This is a genomic window from candidate division WOR-3 bacterium, assembly GCA_039801725.1.
Classification (GTDB): domain Bacteria; phylum Hydrothermota; class Tepidihabitantia; order Tepidihabitantales; family DTDR01; genus DTDR01.
This window is the reverse complement of the sequence record JBDRVE010000002.1, coordinates 18,473-34,282: the sequence shown is the minus strand read 5'-3', so window position 1 is coordinate 34,282 and position 15,810 is coordinate 18,473. Positions and strand designations below refer to the sequence as shown.

Here is a 15,810-nt window from a genome sequence, read left to right as displayed (position 1 = left end):
TTTATTTAATTAAAATTATTTAATGAAAATAGTATTATTTGGACCGCCAGGAAGTGGCAAAGGTACACAGGCGGAATTGTTAAAGGAAAAAGAAGGATTTTATCATTTTTCTACCGGTGATTTTTTTCGTCAGGAAATTGCTAACCAAACCTCTTTAGGAAAAAAAGTTCAACATTATCTGGAAAAGGGTTTATTAGTGCCTGATGAAATTGTGATTGAAATCGTTGAGGCTTTCTTAAAAGAAAATTGTGATAAAAAAATTGTTTTTGACGGTTATCCCCGCACGATTCGGCAAGCAATCTCTTTAGACCAATTTCTCGAAGAAAAAAATCAGAAAGTGAATTTCTGTTTTCTTATTGAATTAGCAGAAGAGGAAATTATTAAAAGATTAACCTCACGAAGGGTGTGTGAAAATTGTGGGGCCATTTATAATTTGAATTTCAAAAAACCAAAAATAGAAAATATCTGTGACCTGTGTGGTGGCCAATTAATCCAAAGAAAAGATGATAATGAAGAAGTGATAAGGGAAAGAATTACAATTTACTATAAAGATACGGCACCATTAATTGCCTATTATGAACAAAAAAACAAATTATATCGAATAAATGGCAATTTAGGAAGAGACTATGTTTATTCAGAAATTATAAGAATGATAAAAAACTATGGCAATTTATATTAAATCAAAAAAAGAAATTGACAAAATAAGAGAAGCAGGAAAAATTGTTGCTAAAACCTTGAAATTAATTGAAAAGGAAATAAGACCAGGAATAAGTTTAAAAGAAATTGAAAAAATTTGCGCCGATTTTATTTATGCTCAAAATGCTTATCCTGCTTTTCTGGGCTATAAAGGATTTCCTTCGGCTATTTGTATTAGTTTAAATGAAGAAGTGGTGCATGGAATCCCCGATGATCGAATATTAGAAGAGGGTGATGTTGTTAAAATTGATGTCGGTGTTAAAAAAGATGGCTATTATGCGGATGGTGCCAAAACCTTTATCTGCAAAAAAGTTTCCCCAAAAATTAAACATTTAGTGGAAGTGACAGAAAAAGCACTTTATTTAGGAATTGAGGAAGCCTATGAAAATAATCCTTTATCGGCAATCAGTAAAAAAATTCAAGACTATGTAGAAAAAAATGGCTTTTTTGTTGTTCGTGAATTATCTGGTCACGGAGTCGGTTTGCAACTTCACGAGGATCCAATTGTTCCTAATTACTATTCTCCTCAGATGAATGGGGTAATCTTAAAAGCTGGAATGACATTAGCAGTTGAACCAATGGTAAATTTAGGAACAGAAAAGGTTTTCACCAAAAAAAATGGTTGGACAATTGTAACTGCTGATAATAGTTGTTCAGCCCACTTTGAACACACCATTTTAGTAGGCAAAAGAAAAGCAGAAATTTTAACAATCGATGAGTAAAGAAAAAAAGAATGTTATCCAAGTAGACGGAACCGTTATTGAAGTGTTGCCAAATGCTTTCTTCCGCGTACAATTAGATAATGGCCATATTGTCTTAGCTCACGTATCAGGTAAAATGAGAATCCATTTTATTAAAATAGTAAAAGGTGACCGCGTAACTGTTGAACTTTCACCTTACGATTTGACCCGAGGTCGAATTATTTATCGTTACAAATAAATCACAACAACATTCTAAATATTGTTGGTAAGGTTAAATTATTTTTATCTACCTTTTTTTCAATGGGCATAACTAAATTTAACTCTTCCTCGATTTTTTCTTCTTGTAATTTTTCTATAATCAGATCCTTTTCCCATTCATCAATCGCTTCTTTAAAAAGTCCGGAGGCAAAAAATCCTGCCCGTATTTTATCTATGCTTTTATCCTTTAAAAAGGTAAACCTAATTTTTGTATTATTATTTACTTTCTTAGAAATCTTTTCACAAATCTCACTAACCGTTTCTAAGGTCACTGATTCGTCACCGCAAACCCAAACCAAAAGATTTTTGGCATATTCAATTTTGTTATCAAATAAGGGCGAATCAAATATGGCCTCACAAACTTTCTGAGGATCTTTTTCTTCACCAACAACGAGTGCACCCCTACCCTTTTCTTCAATTATGTTTTTTATATCAGCAAAATCTATTCCTATTAAGTGAGAATTATCAATAATTTTTATTAAATCAGTAAGTCCCATGGCCAATATCTCATTTATCCTTTGAAAAGCCTCTTCTACCTGGATATTGCCTAATTTCTTCTTTACCTGAGTATTAGAAACCACAATTACGGAAGAAGAGAAATTCTCAATTTTTTCTAAAGAATTTCGAGCAATCATATTAATTGCGTGACCTTCATAATTAAAAGGTTTAACAGTTATTACTAATGTTAAAACATTTTCTTCGCGTGCCCATTCAGCAATTTTTGGCGTGACTCCGCTGCCAGTACCTTTACCCAAACAAGAAATCAATATTAATAAATCAGTATTTCTAATCTTTTGTCGAATCTCTTCTTCGCTTTCTATTGCTGCCTGTTCGCCTACCTCTGGTTTGCCGCCAGAACCAAATCCTCTGGTCAAATTTTTCCCTAATTGAACTTTATTTATTGCCAAAGAATTTTTCAATGCGATCAAATCAGTATTGAATGCAAAATATTCTAAACAAGTATTCACTAGTTGAAAATTTAATTGGCGATGGTATTTTATTAAAGTATTCAAAATATTGCCGCCCCCACCGCCAATTCCAAAAATTTTCATTTTTAATTTTTGGATTCTCTCACAAGGATAAATCATATCTCCCTCCTTTTTATTCTTCTCCTAAAATGGAAGTAAATCTCTTTTTTATCCAGTTTTTTATTTTATCAAAAATATCCATTTCTTTAATTGGTAAATAGTTCTTCTTTTTTAATTTATATTCCACTAAACCAATTAAAGTGGCAAATCTTGGATTAATAAAATCACTGGGAAAAATCTTATCTCTCACAGAAGGCGCAAAGCCAACTCTCGTAGGCAAAGAGAATATTTCTTCCACTAACCTCTCAATTCCGGGAGTATTTGCTACACCACCAGTAACCACAATACTTAAGGGTAGAATTTTTCCATTTTTTATTTTTTCGTATTCTTGTTTTGTTAAATATAAAATTTCTCGTAGCCGATATTCAATAACCTCCGATAATTGACTTTGGGTTATTCGTCTTTTAGTTTTACCTGAATGATTAATTATTTCTATTGGCAGATCCTCTATTACATTCTCCCGAGAAGCCATACCGTATTCTTTTTTAATTTTTTCAGCATAAGGAAAAGGAGTCAAAAACACCACAGCAATATCATTAGTAATAGATACTCCACCAATTGGCAGATTAAAACCAATTTGATATTCTCCATTTTTATAAATCCCAAAATTTACTCCGCCGCCAATATCTAAAATCGCTACTCCCTTGGTTAACTCGTCTTCCTCACATACTCCTAAACCAATTACAGCGTTTTGAAAGACAAATTCGAATTTTTTTAATTCCAATTCATAAAAAATTTCAATAATCGTTTTTAGACTGCTGCGAGGAATAGTCAATAACAATGCTTTTAAAGTTAATTTATTAAAAACCGACATTTTTAAAGGTTGAGTTATTCCTTCTACTCCATCAATGGTGTATTCTAAGGGAATTAACTGCCATATAACTAACTCTTGGGGCAGATGAATTTTTTGGATCTTTCTTTTTATTTCTATAATATCTTCTTCTTGAACTTTTTGCACAGTCCGAGTAAAATCATCCTTTCCACTTTCACCCCTTAATTCCTTTATATATTCTCCTTGTAGACCAGCCACTATTTTTGTTTTTTTTACTTTAATTTTGGCTTTCTGCTCGGCTTCGGTAATGGCTGATCTAAGAGATTCGCAGGCTTTATCACTATCAATTACCACTCCTCTGCTAAATCCCTTTGCTTCTGCTTCACCAAATCCTAAAATGTGAATTCGTTCTTGTAAATCAGTTTCACTAATTAGACATTTTATGGTAGTAATTCCCAAATCTATGGTAGTAATTATTTCTTTTTTCATACTAAATATCCATTATTTTTATTTCCTCTTCTAATAAAACATTAAACTTCTTTTGCACCTTTTCTTTAACAATTTGAATCATCTCATAGACATCCAAAAATTTCGCTCTTTTTATATTAATAATAAAGTTAGCATGTTTATCAGAAATAATCGCATCACCGATTCGAAAATTTTTTAATCCGGCTTTCTCAATTAATTCACCAGCAATAAGACCTACCGGATTTTTAAAAATACAACCTAAGGATTTTCCTTTAGGAAATTTTTCATTTCTTATTCTTAAGTATTTTTCAATCAAATTATTATAATTATCTTTCTTTAACTCGAATGTGGCACTAATTATTAACTCATCATCGCCAATCGAAGAAAAGCGATAATCAAAATTAATTTTTTCCTTTTTTAAGATTTTAAAGCCTTCTTTAAAGGAGAAAACTTCTATCTCTTTTACAAAATCTGAGATGGAAAATCCAAAAGCTCCGGCATTCATTTTAATAGCTCCTCCAACAGTTCCTGGAATACCAATTAGTGGTTCTAAACCCGAGACCGAAAGATTCCGAAGTTTCAAAATTAAACTTGCTAAACCCATACCTGCTCCCACTTTAAAAAGAGGCGGATCTTTTCCCAACTCTTCAAAAAAATCATCTTGATATTGTATTGCCACTCCGTCTAGATAACCATCAGGAAAAAGAAGATTAGTAAGTTTTCCAATAAAAACATATTTAATTTTTTCCTTCTGGATAACCTCTTTCAGAAGGGGTAAAGAATTTTTATCTTTTATTTTAACTAAATATCTAATTTTACCACCAATACCAATAGAGGAAATTTTATTTAAAGAAAAATTCTTTTTAACTTCAATTCCTTTTAGTCCTTCAAAAATTTCTCGCATAATTCTTTAATATTTCCTGCTCCTAAGGTAATTACCACATCTCCCTTTTTAATTTTTTTTATTATCATATTATAAATTTCTTCAAAAGTTTCTAAGTAATAGACTTCTTTATTTTTTCCTTTTAAAATTACCGCATCATAAATCAATCTACCGCTTACTCCTGGTATTGGCGATTCGTTAGCCGGATAAATCTCCGTCACCACCAAAATATCAGCCTCTTCAAAAACTTCTCCAAAATCTTCCCAAAGATAAAAGGTTCTGGTATAACGATGAGGTTGGAAGATAGCAACTATCCGCTGTTCTGGATATCTTTGTCGCAAAGCTTTTAAAGTAAACCTTATCTCAGTCGGATGATGGGCATAATCGTCATAAAAAATTACTCCACCTTTTTCTCCTTTTTTCTCTAATCGTCGTTCAATACCTTGAAAAATTTTTAAAGCCTTCTTTATTTTTTCTTTTTTAACGCCTAATTCTTTTGCTACAATTACTGCAGCAGAAGCATTCAAAATGTTATGAACTCCTAATAAAGGAATTTTCAAAGAGAGCCATTTTTGATTTTTATAGTATAAATCAAAAGAAGAAAAATTTTTTCTTAACTTTATATTTTTAATTTGAAAATCGGCGGTTGAAGAAAAACCATAAGTTAATACCCTTCTTTTTATTGAATTTTTAATTTCTTTTAAACTCGGGTCGTCCTCATTAATTACACAGAGCCCAAAGAAGGGAGTTTTATTTAAAAATTCTAAAAAAGCACTTTTTAAAGAAATTAAATCTTTATAATGATCGAGATGCTCTGGTTCAATATTAGTAACTACGGCAACCGTAGGAAAAAGCATTAAAAAACTTTTGTCTGATTCATCAGCCTCACAAACTAAATAATCACTTTTACCTAACTTAGCACCACTATCCATACCGAGTATTCTGCCACCAATAATTACGGTTGGGTCTTTGTGAGCGAATTCCAAAATATGAGCAATCAAAGAAGTAGTAGTGGTTTTCCCATGAGTTCCCGAAACAGCTATTGAATATTTCATTCGCATCAATTCACTCAGCATTTCTGCCCGAGGAATTACTGGGATATTTAAACTTCTAGCATAAACCAATTCGGGGTTAGAAGGCGGAATAGCAGAAGAGAACACTACTAAATCTGCATTTTTTACATTTTCTTCATCGTGAGAATAATATACCCTTATACCATTTTTTTCTAAAAATTCTGTTAGGGAGGTTTTTTTTATATCCGAACCGGAAATTTCAAAACCTAAATTTTTTAAAACTAATGCTAAACCGGACATTCCACTCCCACCAATTCCTACAAAATGAATTTTTTTAATCTGCCACCTCTTTTTAATAAAAACCAAATCATTTTTTTTCATTTTTTTAATTTTTCGATAATCAATTGAGTAATTAAATTAGCTCCTTCTTTCTTGGCAAATTTTTCCATATTTACTTTCATTTTTTCTCTTAGCTCCTTATTAGTAAGTAATTGCAAAAACATATTTTTTATGTTTTTCCAGTCATTTTCACTAGCGAAAAAAGTTCCGATATTTTGTGCGAGATATTGGGCGTTTTTTTGTTGATGGTTATCTTTAGCAAAGGGATAAGGAATAAAAATCGCAGGGACCTTAAAACATAAAATTTCCGAAATAGTTAATCCTCCTGCCCGAGTTATTACCACTTTCGCATTTTTTAAATATTTATAAATATCTAATTTGAAATTAAAAATTTCAACATTTTTTAATTTCTTTTGCTTAATTATTTCCTCATCTTTTTTAAGACCCCCTTGAATTAAAAAATATTCTTCCGGAAATTCTTCTGCTAATCTTATACCTATTTCAACCAATTTTCTCGCTCCCAAACTTCCCCCTAAAACTATACAAAATTTCTCTTCTCCATTTTTTAAACTTTCTTCAACGATTTCTTTTCTCAAAGGATTACCAGTATAAACAAATTTTGAATTTTTTCTTAAATAACTGTTACTTAAAGGGAATCCTAAAAAAACTTTCTCAGCAAAAATTGAAAAATATTTCACTGTTCTCCCTAAAGTTACATTTTGTTCTAAAAGATAGATTGGTTTAGAAAATATCTTCGTAATTAAAATTGGTAATATACAAAAATAATTTCCCGTAGCGATTAAAGCTTTTGGTTTAAAATGCCAATAAAGATAAAATAATTTTAAGACGTTATAAATCAAAGTCAAAAAAAATAATAACATTTCTTTATATCCTTTACTAAAGGGATGATAAATTGGTAATAGATAATAATTGAGATTATACTCTTTATATATTCTCTCTTCAATCCCGCCTTTCTTACCTAAAAAGATACAATTAAAATTGAATTTTTTTAATTCTTGACTAATACTTATACCAGGCATTATGTGTCCTCCTGTAACGGCGGCACTAATAAAAATATTATATCTCATAGGGAACCTTTCTTTCCCGAGAAATATTTAACATTACTCCGATAGCAAAAAGATTGCTTATTAAAGCACTTCCGCCATAAGATATAAAGGGTAAAGGTTGCCCTGTTACCGGAATTAACGCCAGTGAAGAAAAAATATGAATAAAAATATAAAAAGAAAGCATAAAAGTAAAACCAATAGCAAAAAACCTGCCGAAATCACTATTTGCATTCTGAGCAATTGTAATTCCTCTCATCAAAACAAAATAATATCCCAATAATAAAAGCAAGATTGTAAAAAATCCTAATTCTTCAGCCATTCCGGCAAAAATAAAATCAGTGTGGATTTTAGGAATAAATTTAAATTTTTGCTTACCACATCCTAAACCTTTTCCTAAAAGCCCGCCTGAACCAATAGCAATTCTCGAATGATATTGTTGATAAATTTCTCTCTCTCGGAATTTCTCAAATCTTCTTTTTGCATGAGGAAAAGTATTAATTCCCAAAAAAACAAGCAAAAAAACTACCAAACTGTATACTAAAATAACCGAAAACCTAATTCCGGAAAATAGAAACATTATCAAAACGGTTAAAAATAAAATTATTGTAGTACCAATTGCTGGTTGGACTAAAATTAAAGAAATTATTAAAATTATTAAAAAAATTTCTAAATGAAATTTTCCCAATTCTTTTTTTTCTCTTATTCTACTTAAAAACTCAGCCACAAAAAAGAGTAAAAAAATTTTACAAAATTCTTGTGGTTGAAATTTTAAAGAAAAGAGAGAAAATTGCCGAATTGTTTTTGAAAACAATACGGTTAAAAAAAGAATAATTGTCGAAAAAATATACAAAATCTTTGCTCTTTTTCCGCTCCAAAATTCGTAAGGAATAAGTATTCCTAAGATAAGAGCTCCAATACCAATAAGTACTCTTAAAAGATGTTTTTTAAAATAAATCGGACCTTCTATCATAGTGGAAGAATAAATAACTAAAAGAGAAAAAAAAGTAAAAAGCAAAATAATTTCTAAAAAAATCAAATCAATTTTTATTTGCTTCAATTTCATAAACGATTTTCTTAAATTTTTCTCCTCGTTCAATAAAATCTTGAAAATAATCAAAACTTGCAAAAGCAGGAGAAAAAAGAATTATATCTCCAGGTTTACTTACTTCTTTAGCTCTTAATACTGCCTCGGCTAAGGATTCAGCTAAAGAAAGGTTATAATAATTTATATTCAAAAGTTCTTTTTTTAATTTTTCTTTATTCTCACCAAATAAAATTGTATGTTTTGCCTTTTTTGAAATCGTGTGAATATAATCTTCTATGGGCAGATTTTTCTCTTTGCCTCCCGTAATTAAAATAACTTTTTTATCAAAAGCAAGCAAAGATTTTATTCCTGCCATCGGATTAGTACACATTGAATTATTAATATATTTAATCCCATTTTTTTCCAATACCAGTTCCAAACGGTGAGGCAAACCTTTGAAATTTTTAAGAGCTTCCCTAATTGTTTCTTCATTAATGTTTAATATTTTAGCAACGATAATAGCGGCTAAGATATTTTCGTAATGAATCTTTCCAATAAATTTCATTTCTTCAATATTTATAAGTTTATTTGGATATCCATCAAGATTTATGAAAAATTCTTTTTTTATCTTATCATAATAAGCATCAGTAAATTGGTTATCCGCCGAAAAAGTTTTTATTTGAGGTCGAGAAACTTTAAAATAAGGGCTATGTATCAAATTCTTGTTAATTACACAATAATCTTTTTCTGTTTGATTTTCAAAAATTCTCATTTTGCTTTTTTGATAATCTTCAAAATTTTTATGCCAATCTAAATGTTCATAACTTATATTAAGCAATACTCCTATGTGTGGTTTAAAATTTTTTATCCGTGCTAATTGAAAAGAAGAAATTTCTAATATATTAAATTCTTTTTTAGCCCATACTGCTTCAATAGCAGGCTGACCAGGCGCCAAATTACCTCCGTAAAACACATCTTTTTTATCCTTCAACAAAATTTCGGCAATTAAACAGGTAGTCGTAGATTTTCCATTTGTTCCAGTAACAGCAATAATTGTAGTATTTTTTATAAAAGAATAAACAAACTCAATATCCGAAATTATTGGCCAAAACTGACTTGCTGTCTTTATTATAGGATTTTCGTCGTGAATCCCAGCGCTAGCGATTACAATTAAATTTTTAATATTTTTTAGTTTTTTAATATCTTCTTCTTTTATCCATTGAAAGTTTTTATATCTTAAAAATTCTTTTTTCCTTTCTTCGTTTTGATCATATCCATATACTATTTCATTATTTTCTAAAAGAAATTTTGTAATCCCTTTTCCTTGTCTTCCTAACCCTAATACGAGATATCTCATCTTATTTTTAGGCTTGCTAAAGCAATTATTCCTAAAAGTACACCGATAATCCAAAACCGAATTACAATTTTCTCTTCTTTTTCTCCTTTCATCTCGTAGTGATGATGAAGAGGAGCCATTAAAAAAATTCTCTTACCTTTGGTAAGACGAAAATAAACTACTTGTAAAAAGACCGATAAGAATTCCAATAAAAATACCCCGCCAGCAAAAATAAATAAGATTTCTTGTTTGCTAGCCAATGCTAAATAACCCACCATCATCCCCAAAGGCAGAGAGCCTATATCACCCATAAAAATTTCTGCCGGATGGGCGTTAAACCATAAAAATCCCAAACAAGCACCCATTAAAATCAAAGCAAAAACGCTTAATTCCCCTACTTCTTTGATATAAAGAAGATTTAAATAATTAGCAATTTTAAAATTTCCGCCACAATAAGCAAGTACTCCGTATACTCCACTGCTTATAGCAATTAAACCTGCTGCTAAACCATCTAATCCATCAGTAAAATTTATTCCGTTGCTTACAATTAACATAAAGATAAAAGCCATTACTGGATAAAAGCCTTTAAAATTAAGAAGAATATTTTTAAAAAAAAGCACTTGAGTAACTCCTCTTAATTGTTTATTTTCTGCCCAAAAATAAAGTAATGTAACTAACAGCAAAATCATAATACTTTCTAAAATTAATTTTGTTTTGATTTCTAACCCCTTTTTTCTTTTAACTTTATAATAATCGTCCCAAAACCCGATAATCGCAAAGCCAATAAAAAAAGAAATGCCTAAAATTATGTATCGATTAGTAATATCAGCAAAAAGCAAAAAAGAGATTAGACAAACAAAGACAATTAAAATTCCACCCATTGTAGGAATATTCTTTTTAAGATGTTCTTCGGGCATAAATTTTTTTATAGGTTGAATAAAATTTTTCTTTTTTAAATAATTAATTGTTTTTTTCCCTAATAATAATACTAAGATAATTGCCAAAGCACCGCCACAAAAAGCTCGGAAAGTTATGTAACGGAAAATATTAAAACCAAACCATAAATCTTTTAAAGGATAAAGTATTAAATACAACATTTATTCAAAGCTTTTTTTAATTCTTCTTTATCACTAAAATAAAAAATTTGACTATCAATAATTTGGTATTCTTCGTGCCCTTTTCCCGCTACGAGAATCGTATCTTCTTTTCCTGCTAAAGAAACTCCTTTCTCAATAGCCTTTTTTCTGTCTTCTTCAATAATTACTTTTTTATTCACACCTTTTAAAATATCCTCTAAAATGTCTTTGAAACTCTCTGAACGGCTATTATCTTGGGTAATAATTATAATATCAGCAAATTCACAAGCCACCTTACCCATCAATGGTCTTTTTTCTTTATCTCTTTCGCCACCGCAACCAAAAACTAAAATTAATTTTTTACTAAATGGACGAAGAACCTTTAGCACCTCTTTTAAACTTTCGGGCGTATGAGCAAAATCGATAAAAGCGTTTATACCTAAATCATTATCAACTTTCTCCAATCTTCCTGGTACTCCCTCAAAATTTTCTATTTTTTTTAAAACTTCTTCTTCACAAAATCCTAAACTTTTTACAATTCCTAAACTTAACAAAATATTGTATAAATTAAATTTTCCAAAAATTTTTGCTTTTCCCTTTACCTCTTTTTTATTATCGATTTTCACAATAAACTCCATTCCGCTCAAATCAAATTTTAAAATTTTACCCTTTATTGAAGCTGGCAAATCTATCCCGTAAGTAATAATATTAACTTTATTTTTGTCAATTATACTAATTAACTCTCTTCCAAAACTGTCGTCATTATTTATTACTGCCCATCCCCCATTTTTTAGATATTCAAACAATTTTCGCTTACTATCTTTATAATTTTCTATACTTCTATGAAAATCTAAATGGTCGTGTCCTAAATTTGTTAATCCAGCTATTTGAAAATTTAGACCATAAACTCTATCTAGTGCTAAAGCATGTGAAGAAATTTCCATTACGCAATATTTGATATTTTTTATATAAAGCTTATTAAGCAATGAATAAATAATTTCGCTAGCAGGTGTAGTATTTAAAGATTTTGTCCAATTCTCGCCATCAAAATTTTGAATAGTACCAACCAAACCCGTAGGGATATTAAAAGAATTTAAAATATGTTTAACCAAATAAGTTGTTGTTGTTTTTCCTTGCGTACCGGTAACACCGATCAAATCTAAATTCTCATCAATTTGGTTATAAAAATTTTTACAAATTAAGGAATAAGTTTTTCTTATTTCATCAGTATAAATATAGGTAAAACCATCTTTTTTCTCCAAATCTTTTTTTCTCTCTTTAGGCAACAAGAATGCCACTGCTCCATTTTTTTTTGCTTCTTCTAAATAAAAAAAGCCATCGGTCTTGAATCCAGGAATCGCCGCAAAGAGATAATTTTTCTTCACCTCTTTAGAGAAAGAAGTAATTCCTTCAATTAGGATATCCCTTTCTCCAAAGATTTCTAAATTATCTATTTTTTTAATTAAGTCTACTAATTTCATTTTTTAAATTAGCAAAGTCATTTTTAAGGTGCCAAATTTTGTAGGCGATTTTACGAAATATCGGACATACACCTTGGGAAGCAAATCTACTTTTTTTTGGTTCGTCTAATAAAAGGACGATTAAAAATTTTGGTTTTTCCATTGGGAAAAAGCCAACAAAAGAAATTGTTGACTTGGTGTTTGAATAACTTTTAAATTTTGGTTCAAATTTCTGTGCTGTTCCTGTTTTTCCGCAAATTTTAATATCTTCAGAAAAGACAGCAAGCTGCCCGGTACCTCTCGCACACACATTATAAAGAATTTCTTTTATCATTTTTACATTTTCTTCATCAGTAACTTTTTCTATTGTTTCTGGTTGACATACTCTGCCACCAATTTTTTTAACAAGAATTGGTTTAACATAATAACCATTTTGAACAATCGTTAAATAGGCTAGGGCAATCTGCAATAAATTAACTCTAATTCCTTGGCCAAAAACATTATTACAATAATCAACATCCGAAATATTTTTGTTTCTAAAATAAGGAATAACACCAACATCCTCGTTAGGGATTCCGATATCTATTTTTTTACCAAAACCAAATTTCCTAACCATGGCATAAAAATTCTCTTTTTTTATTCTTAAAGCTAACTGAGAAACACCAATATTAGAAGAATAAATAAAAATATCAAAAAAATCAATAACGCCTAATTTTTTTCTTTCAGCATCATAAATCTTCTTTTTTCCAACCTGGAAATAGCCGCCTCGTAGATCGTAACGGTTTTTTAAAAAGGACTCTTTTTCAGGAGAACTTAACACGGTTGTTAGAATCACTAACTTAAAAATTGAACCTGGCTCAAAAGATTCGCAGAGACTCGCTGGAGTAAGATAAAAAAAATCAGGATTAATCTCCGGATAATCAACTAAAGCCAAAATTTCTAAATTTTCGCAATCAATAACCACACAACTACCTCTTCTGGCCTCTTCCTTTTTTACTGCTTTTTTTAACTCTTCATAAACCAATCTTTGAATATCTAAATCAATTGTTAAATAGACATCCTCTCCATCTACCGGTGGAATTTTCGGATAATTAGGATAAGAATAAAGATTGGCAGAAGCATCTTTCTGTAAATAACAATATCCCTCTTTTCCTTTAAGAAGTTCATTAAATTTTTTCTCAATTCCTATTATTCCCTCTTGCTGATCATCAAGAAAACCTAATAAATTAACAACTTCGCGGTAAGGATAGATTCTCCGGAAATTTTCTTTTAAACATAAAACGTCACGTAATCCCTTTTTGGATATTTCTTTTTCTAAAATTTTTCCTGTTTCGTAATCAAGATTTTTGGTAAAATAAAAAAATCGTCTTTTCGTTAACCTTTGAGAAATCTGTGTAAAGGAATATTGGGGAAAAAATTTTAAAAGCAGAGAACACACGCTGGCAGTTTTTTTTTCATTTAAATATTGGGAATAAATTTCCAATTTAAAGAATGGTAAAGAATATGCTAATATTCTTCCTTTTTTATCATATATCTCACCTCGTTTGGGGAAAAGAACAAATTTTTTTAAATGATAAACATTTGCCTCTGTTTGATATTTTTTGAAGTCAATAATTTGATATTTTATTAATAACCAAATTATAACGCCAAAAATAACAGAAAAGTAAATTCTAGCCAATTTAAATTTCCACAAATCATTCTTCGCCATTTTCTTTTTTAGCAATCTCTGTTATCTCTATTATATCCGGAAAGTTAGAATCTTTTCTAAAAAGCTCAGCAAATTTCATTTCTAAACTCTTTTCTTGAAGAAAAGAGGAAAAGATAGATAAACTATCAAGATAAACATTCTCTTTTTTAATCCTAATAATTAGAAGTTTTTTCTTCTCTTCCAAGTTGGCGATTTCATTCATCAATCGAAAATTTCTATAGACTAAAATTAATTGAAAAAATCCTGAGAGAAAAATAAAGAAAATAATTAAATTAATTCTCTTCATATTTCAGAAATACCCTTAACTTTCCACTTCGGGCTGCTCTATTATTTTCGATTTCACCAAAAGAGGCAACGATTGGTTTAGGGGTGAGCTTTCTACCTTTTTTTTCTTTTTCCCAAAGATTAAAAGAATTCTTTACAATTCTATCTTCCAAAGAATGATAAGTAATTACCGCTAATCTTCCTTCGTTTTTTAAAAGTAAAAAAGCTTCTTTTAAACCAGTCTTTAAATTTTCTAATTCGTTATTTACAAATATTCTAAAGGCTTGAAAAACCCGAGGTATACTTTTTTTTCCGCTTACCGAAAGAACAATTCTTTTTAAATCATAAGTAGTCTTAATTTCTTTCTTTTGTTGAAAAATTTTCTTAGCAATTCTTTCGGCGTTGACCTCTTCGCCAAATTTTTTTAAAATTTCTTTCAGTTTATTCAAATTTAATTCTCTAATAAGATCTAAGGCCTTCTTTGTTTGACGAATCTGATCAAAACGCATGTCGATTATCCCGTTACTGTCGTAAGAAAAACCTCGGAGAGCACTTTTTGCTTGATAGTAAGAGATACCTAAATCAAATAAAATTCGACAAGGTTTTTTTTGAGGATAAAAAGCAGAAAATAATTCCCTAATATTTAAATAATTTTCCCAATGAATAAAAAGATTATTCAATCCTAATTTAATTTTCTTTTTTTCCAAATATTCAATTGCTTCCTTATCCACATCTAAACCAATAAAAATAGCAGTTTTAAAATTTTTGGGGAAGAATGTTTTGTAATAGTTAATTATAGAAAATAAATGCCCTCCGCCTCCTGCGGTAGCATCTACGAAAATTTCCGGTATTTCTTTAATGGCTAATAAGATTCTCTTTTTAGAAAAATATCTTTCCATCAGCTCTTGGGGACTGAGAAAGAAAAAATCAATCACTTCTTTTAGCATCACTGGAATATGAAAACTTTCTTCAACGAATCCTACCATTTTCATAAAGCTTTTTAATAAACTCTTCAAAATTACTTTCTCCATGTTTTTTTATTTCCTCGTATCTTTCCTCATTACAAATTACGAAATAATAAATTGCTCCAAGAACTACCGCAATTTTTGATAAATTTGCCCATCTTCTAAGTTCTTCCGATATAAGAATTCGTCCTTGGTTATCCAAAGAGACTTCAAAAGTGTTAAGACTTATCCACCATAAGATCTTTCTTTCGTTTTCTTCAAAATGAGAAAAAAAGGACAGGACGCAATTCCGAAACCTTTTCCATTCAGGGGTGGGATAACAAAAGATTGTTTTACTGAGGCCTGGGCTAATAAATAATCTATCTTTTGATTCTTGTGGAAGGGCTAAACGGAAAGGTAACGGAATTGCAATCCTGCCCTTTTCATCTATAGTATGAAAATAAACACCAGTAAAATTATATCCCCTTTCTTCACCATTAAGATTTATTTTATCACCATTAAGATTTATTTTATCACCATTCATTACCAAAAATATAATAAAACTAAACGAAATGTCAAGCGATTTTTTATTTAAATTTTTTATTAATAAATTATTGATTTTTCATCACTTATAAACAAAAGAGGTATTTTTATTAAAAATTTATTTAATAAGGTATTAGAAGGTAGTTGTTTTATTTTAATAATTAAATTCT

General features: G+C 29.8%; 16 protein-coding genes. 3 read left to right on the top strand and 13 right to left on the bottom strand.

Features of this window, described 5'->3' with window-relative positions; translation table 11 throughout:
- Positions 1 to 22: 22 nt before the first annotated feature.
- The 3 genes from ABIK75_00720 to infA are packed head-to-tail and all read left to right on the top strand — an operon-like array spanning position 23 to position 1,635.
- Positions 23 to 679, top strand: a complete 657-nt coding sequence (locus tag ABIK75_00720) for an adenylate kinase (protein ID MEO0089621.1) — start codon at positions 23 to 25, stop codon at positions 677 to 679.
- Positions 663 to 1,418, top strand: coding sequence for a type I methionyl aminopeptidase (gene map, locus ABIK75_00715; protein MEO0089620.1), 756 nt, complete (start codon positions 663 to 665; stop codon positions 1,416 to 1,418). Before ABIK75_00720 ends, map begins: the two co-directional genes overlap by 17 nt.
- Positions 1,411 to 1,635, top strand: a complete 225-nt coding sequence (gene infA / locus ABIK75_00710; GenBank protein ID MEO0089619.1) for a translation initiation factor IF-1 — start codon at positions 1,411 to 1,413, stop codon at positions 1,633 to 1,635. The genes map and infA overlap by 8 nt, the downstream gene beginning before the upstream one ends.
- A gap of 1 nt (position 1,636) precedes the next feature.
- Here the strand turns inward: infA and ABIK75_00705 are convergent, their stop codons facing one another.
- From ABIK75_00705 to ABIK75_00645, 13 genes are read right to left on the bottom strand one after another with little or no spacing between them, the layout of a single operon-like run.
- The gene (locus tag ABIK75_00705; GenBank protein MEO0089618.1) at positions 1,637 to 2,743 is read right to left on the bottom strand and encodes a cell division protein FtsZ; all 1,107 of its coding nucleotides are present in this window, start codon (positions 2,741 to 2,743) and stop codon (positions 1,637 to 1,639) included.
- A gap of 13 nt (positions 2,744 to 2,756) precedes the next feature.
- Positions 2,757 to 4,004, bottom strand: a complete 1,248-nt coding sequence (ftsA, locus tag ABIK75_00700) for a cell division protein FtsA (protein ID MEO0089617.1) — start codon at positions 4,002 to 4,004, stop codon at positions 2,757 to 2,759.
- Position 4,005: 1 nt separating this feature from the next.
- On the bottom strand, positions 4,006 to 4,887 hold the full coding sequence (murB, locus tag ABIK75_00695) for a UDP-N-acetylmuramate dehydrogenase (protein MEO0089616.1): 882 nt from the start codon (positions 4,885 to 4,887) through the stop codon (positions 4,006 to 4,008).
- The gene (murC, locus tag ABIK75_00690; GenBank protein MEO0089615.1) at positions 4,863 to 6,260 is read right to left on the bottom strand and encodes a UDP-N-acetylmuramate--L-alanine ligase; all 1,398 of its coding nucleotides are present in this window, start codon (positions 6,258 to 6,260) and stop codon (positions 4,863 to 4,865) included. Before murC ends, murB begins: the two co-directional genes overlap by 25 nt.
- Positions 6,257 to 7,306: a UDP-N-acetylglucosamine--N-acetylmuramyl-(pentapeptide) pyrophosphoryl-undecaprenol N-acetylglucosamine transferase gene (locus tag ABIK75_00685; protein MEO0089614.1), complete on the bottom strand. Its 1,050-nt coding sequence runs from the start codon at positions 7,304 to 7,306 to the stop codon at positions 6,257 to 6,259. Before ABIK75_00685 ends, murC begins: the two co-directional genes overlap by 4 nt.
- Positions 7,296 to 8,348, bottom strand: coding sequence for an FtsW/RodA/SpoVE family cell cycle protein (locus ABIK75_00680; GenBank protein MEO0089613.1), 1,053 nt, complete (start codon positions 8,346 to 8,348; stop codon positions 7,296 to 7,298). The genes ABIK75_00685 and ABIK75_00680 overlap by 11 nt, the downstream gene beginning before the upstream one ends.
- Positions 8,323 to 9,666 (bottom strand): UDP-N-acetylmuramoyl-L-alanine--D-glutamate ligase, encoded by a 1,344-nt coding sequence (gene murD, locus ABIK75_00675; protein MEO0089612.1) that lies wholly within the window; start codon positions 9,664 to 9,666, stop codon positions 8,323 to 8,325. Before murD ends, ABIK75_00680 begins: the two co-directional genes overlap by 26 nt.
- The gene (gene mraY, locus ABIK75_00670) at positions 9,663 to 10,742 is read right to left on the bottom strand and encodes a phospho-N-acetylmuramoyl-pentapeptide-transferase (GenBank protein MEO0089611.1); all 1,080 of its coding nucleotides are present in this window, start codon (positions 10,740 to 10,742) and stop codon (positions 9,663 to 9,665) included. The genes murD and mraY overlap by 4 nt, the downstream gene beginning before the upstream one ends.
- Positions 10,730 to 12,202 carry a UDP-N-acetylmuramoyl-L-alanyl-D-glutamate--2,6-diaminopimelate ligase gene (locus ABIK75_00665; protein MEO0089610.1) on the bottom strand — a complete coding sequence of 491 codons (1,473 nt, stop codon included), beginning with the start codon at positions 12,200 to 12,202 and terminating at the stop codon, positions 10,730 to 10,732. Before ABIK75_00665 ends, mraY begins: the two co-directional genes overlap by 13 nt.
- Entirely contained in the window at positions 12,180 to 13,889 is a 1,710-nt protein-coding gene (locus ABIK75_00660; GenBank protein ID MEO0089609.1) for a penicillin-binding protein 2, read from the bottom strand. The genes ABIK75_00665 and ABIK75_00660 overlap by 23 nt, the downstream gene beginning before the upstream one ends.
- Positions 13,876 to 14,175, bottom strand: coding sequence for a hypothetical protein (locus tag ABIK75_00655; GenBank protein ID MEO0089608.1), 300 nt, complete (start codon positions 14,173 to 14,175; stop codon positions 13,876 to 13,878). The genes ABIK75_00660 and ABIK75_00655 overlap by 14 nt, the downstream gene beginning before the upstream one ends.
- Positions 14,162 to 15,139: a 16S rRNA (cytosine(1402)-N(4))-methyltransferase RsmH gene (rsmH, locus tag ABIK75_00650; protein ID MEO0089607.1), complete on the bottom strand. Its 978-nt coding sequence runs from the start codon at positions 15,137 to 15,139 to the stop codon at positions 14,162 to 14,164. Before rsmH ends, ABIK75_00655 begins: the two co-directional genes overlap by 14 nt.
- Positions 15,123 to 15,641 carry a hypothetical protein gene (locus ABIK75_00645; GenBank protein MEO0089606.1) on the bottom strand — a complete coding sequence of 173 codons (519 nt, stop codon included), beginning with the start codon at positions 15,639 to 15,641 and terminating at the stop codon, positions 15,123 to 15,125. The genes rsmH and ABIK75_00645 overlap by 17 nt, the downstream gene beginning before the upstream one ends.
- Positions 15,642 to 15,810 lie beyond the last annotated feature (169 nt).

What these genes read in the sequence shown, in the direction of transcription:
- ABIK75_00645 (MEO0089606.1), bottom strand. Translation starts at nt 15,641, where the DNA reads ATGAATGGTGATAAAATAAATCTTAATGGTGATAAAATAAATCTTAAT.
- rsmH (MEO0089607.1), bottom strand. Translation starts at nt 15,139, where the DNA reads ATGGTAGGATTCGTTGAAGAAAGTTTTCATATTCCAGTGATGCTAAAA.
- infA (MEO0089619.1), top strand. Translation starts at nt 1,411, where the DNA reads ATGAGTAAAGAAAAAAAGAATGTTATCCAAGTAGACGGAACCGTTATT.
- ABIK75_00655 (MEO0089608.1), bottom strand. Translation starts at nt 14,175, where the DNA reads ATGAAGAGAATTAATTTAATTATTTTCTTTATTTTTCTCTCAGGATTT.
- map (MEO0089620.1), top strand. Translation starts at nt 663, where the DNA reads ATGGCAATTTATATTAAATCAAAAAAAGAAATTGACAAAATAAGAGAA.
- murC (MEO0089615.1), bottom strand. Translation starts at nt 6,260, where the DNA reads ATGAAAAAAAATGATTTGGTTTTTATTAAAAAGAGGTGGCAGATTAAA.
- ftsA (MEO0089617.1), bottom strand. Translation starts at nt 4,004, where the DNA reads ATGAAAAAAGAAATAATTACTACCATAGATTTGGGAATTACTACCATA.
- ABIK75_00660 (MEO0089609.1), bottom strand. Translation starts at nt 13,889, where the DNA reads ATGGCGAAGAATGATTTGTGGAAATTTAAATTGGCTAGAATTTACTTT.
- murD (MEO0089612.1), bottom strand. Translation starts at nt 9,666, where the DNA reads ATGAGATATCTCGTATTAGGGTTAGGAAGACAAGGAAAAGGGATTACA.
- murB (MEO0089616.1), bottom strand. Translation starts at nt 4,887, where the DNA reads ATGCGAGAAATTTTTGAAGGACTAAAAGGAATTGAAGTTAAAAAGAAT.
- ABIK75_00685 (MEO0089614.1), bottom strand. Translation starts at nt 7,306, where the DNA reads ATGAGATATAATATTTTTATTAGTGCCGCCGTTACAGGAGGACACATA.
- mraY (MEO0089611.1), bottom strand. Translation starts at nt 10,742, where the DNA reads ATGTTGTATTTAATACTTTATCCTTTAAAAGATTTATGGTTTGGTTTT.
- ABIK75_00720 (MEO0089621.1), top strand. Translation starts at nt 23, where the DNA reads ATGAAAATAGTATTATTTGGACCGCCAGGAAGTGGCAAAGGTACACAG.
- ABIK75_00705 (MEO0089618.1), bottom strand. Translation starts at nt 2,743, where the DNA reads ATGATTTATCCTTGTGAGAGAATCCAAAAATTAAAAATGAAAATTTTT.
- ABIK75_00680 (MEO0089613.1), bottom strand. Translation starts at nt 8,348, where the DNA reads ATGAAATTGAAGCAAATAAAAATTGATTTGATTTTTTTAGAAATTATT.
- ABIK75_00665 (MEO0089610.1), bottom strand. Translation starts at nt 12,202, where the DNA reads ATGAAATTAGTAGACTTAATTAAAAAAATAGATAATTTAGAAATCTTT.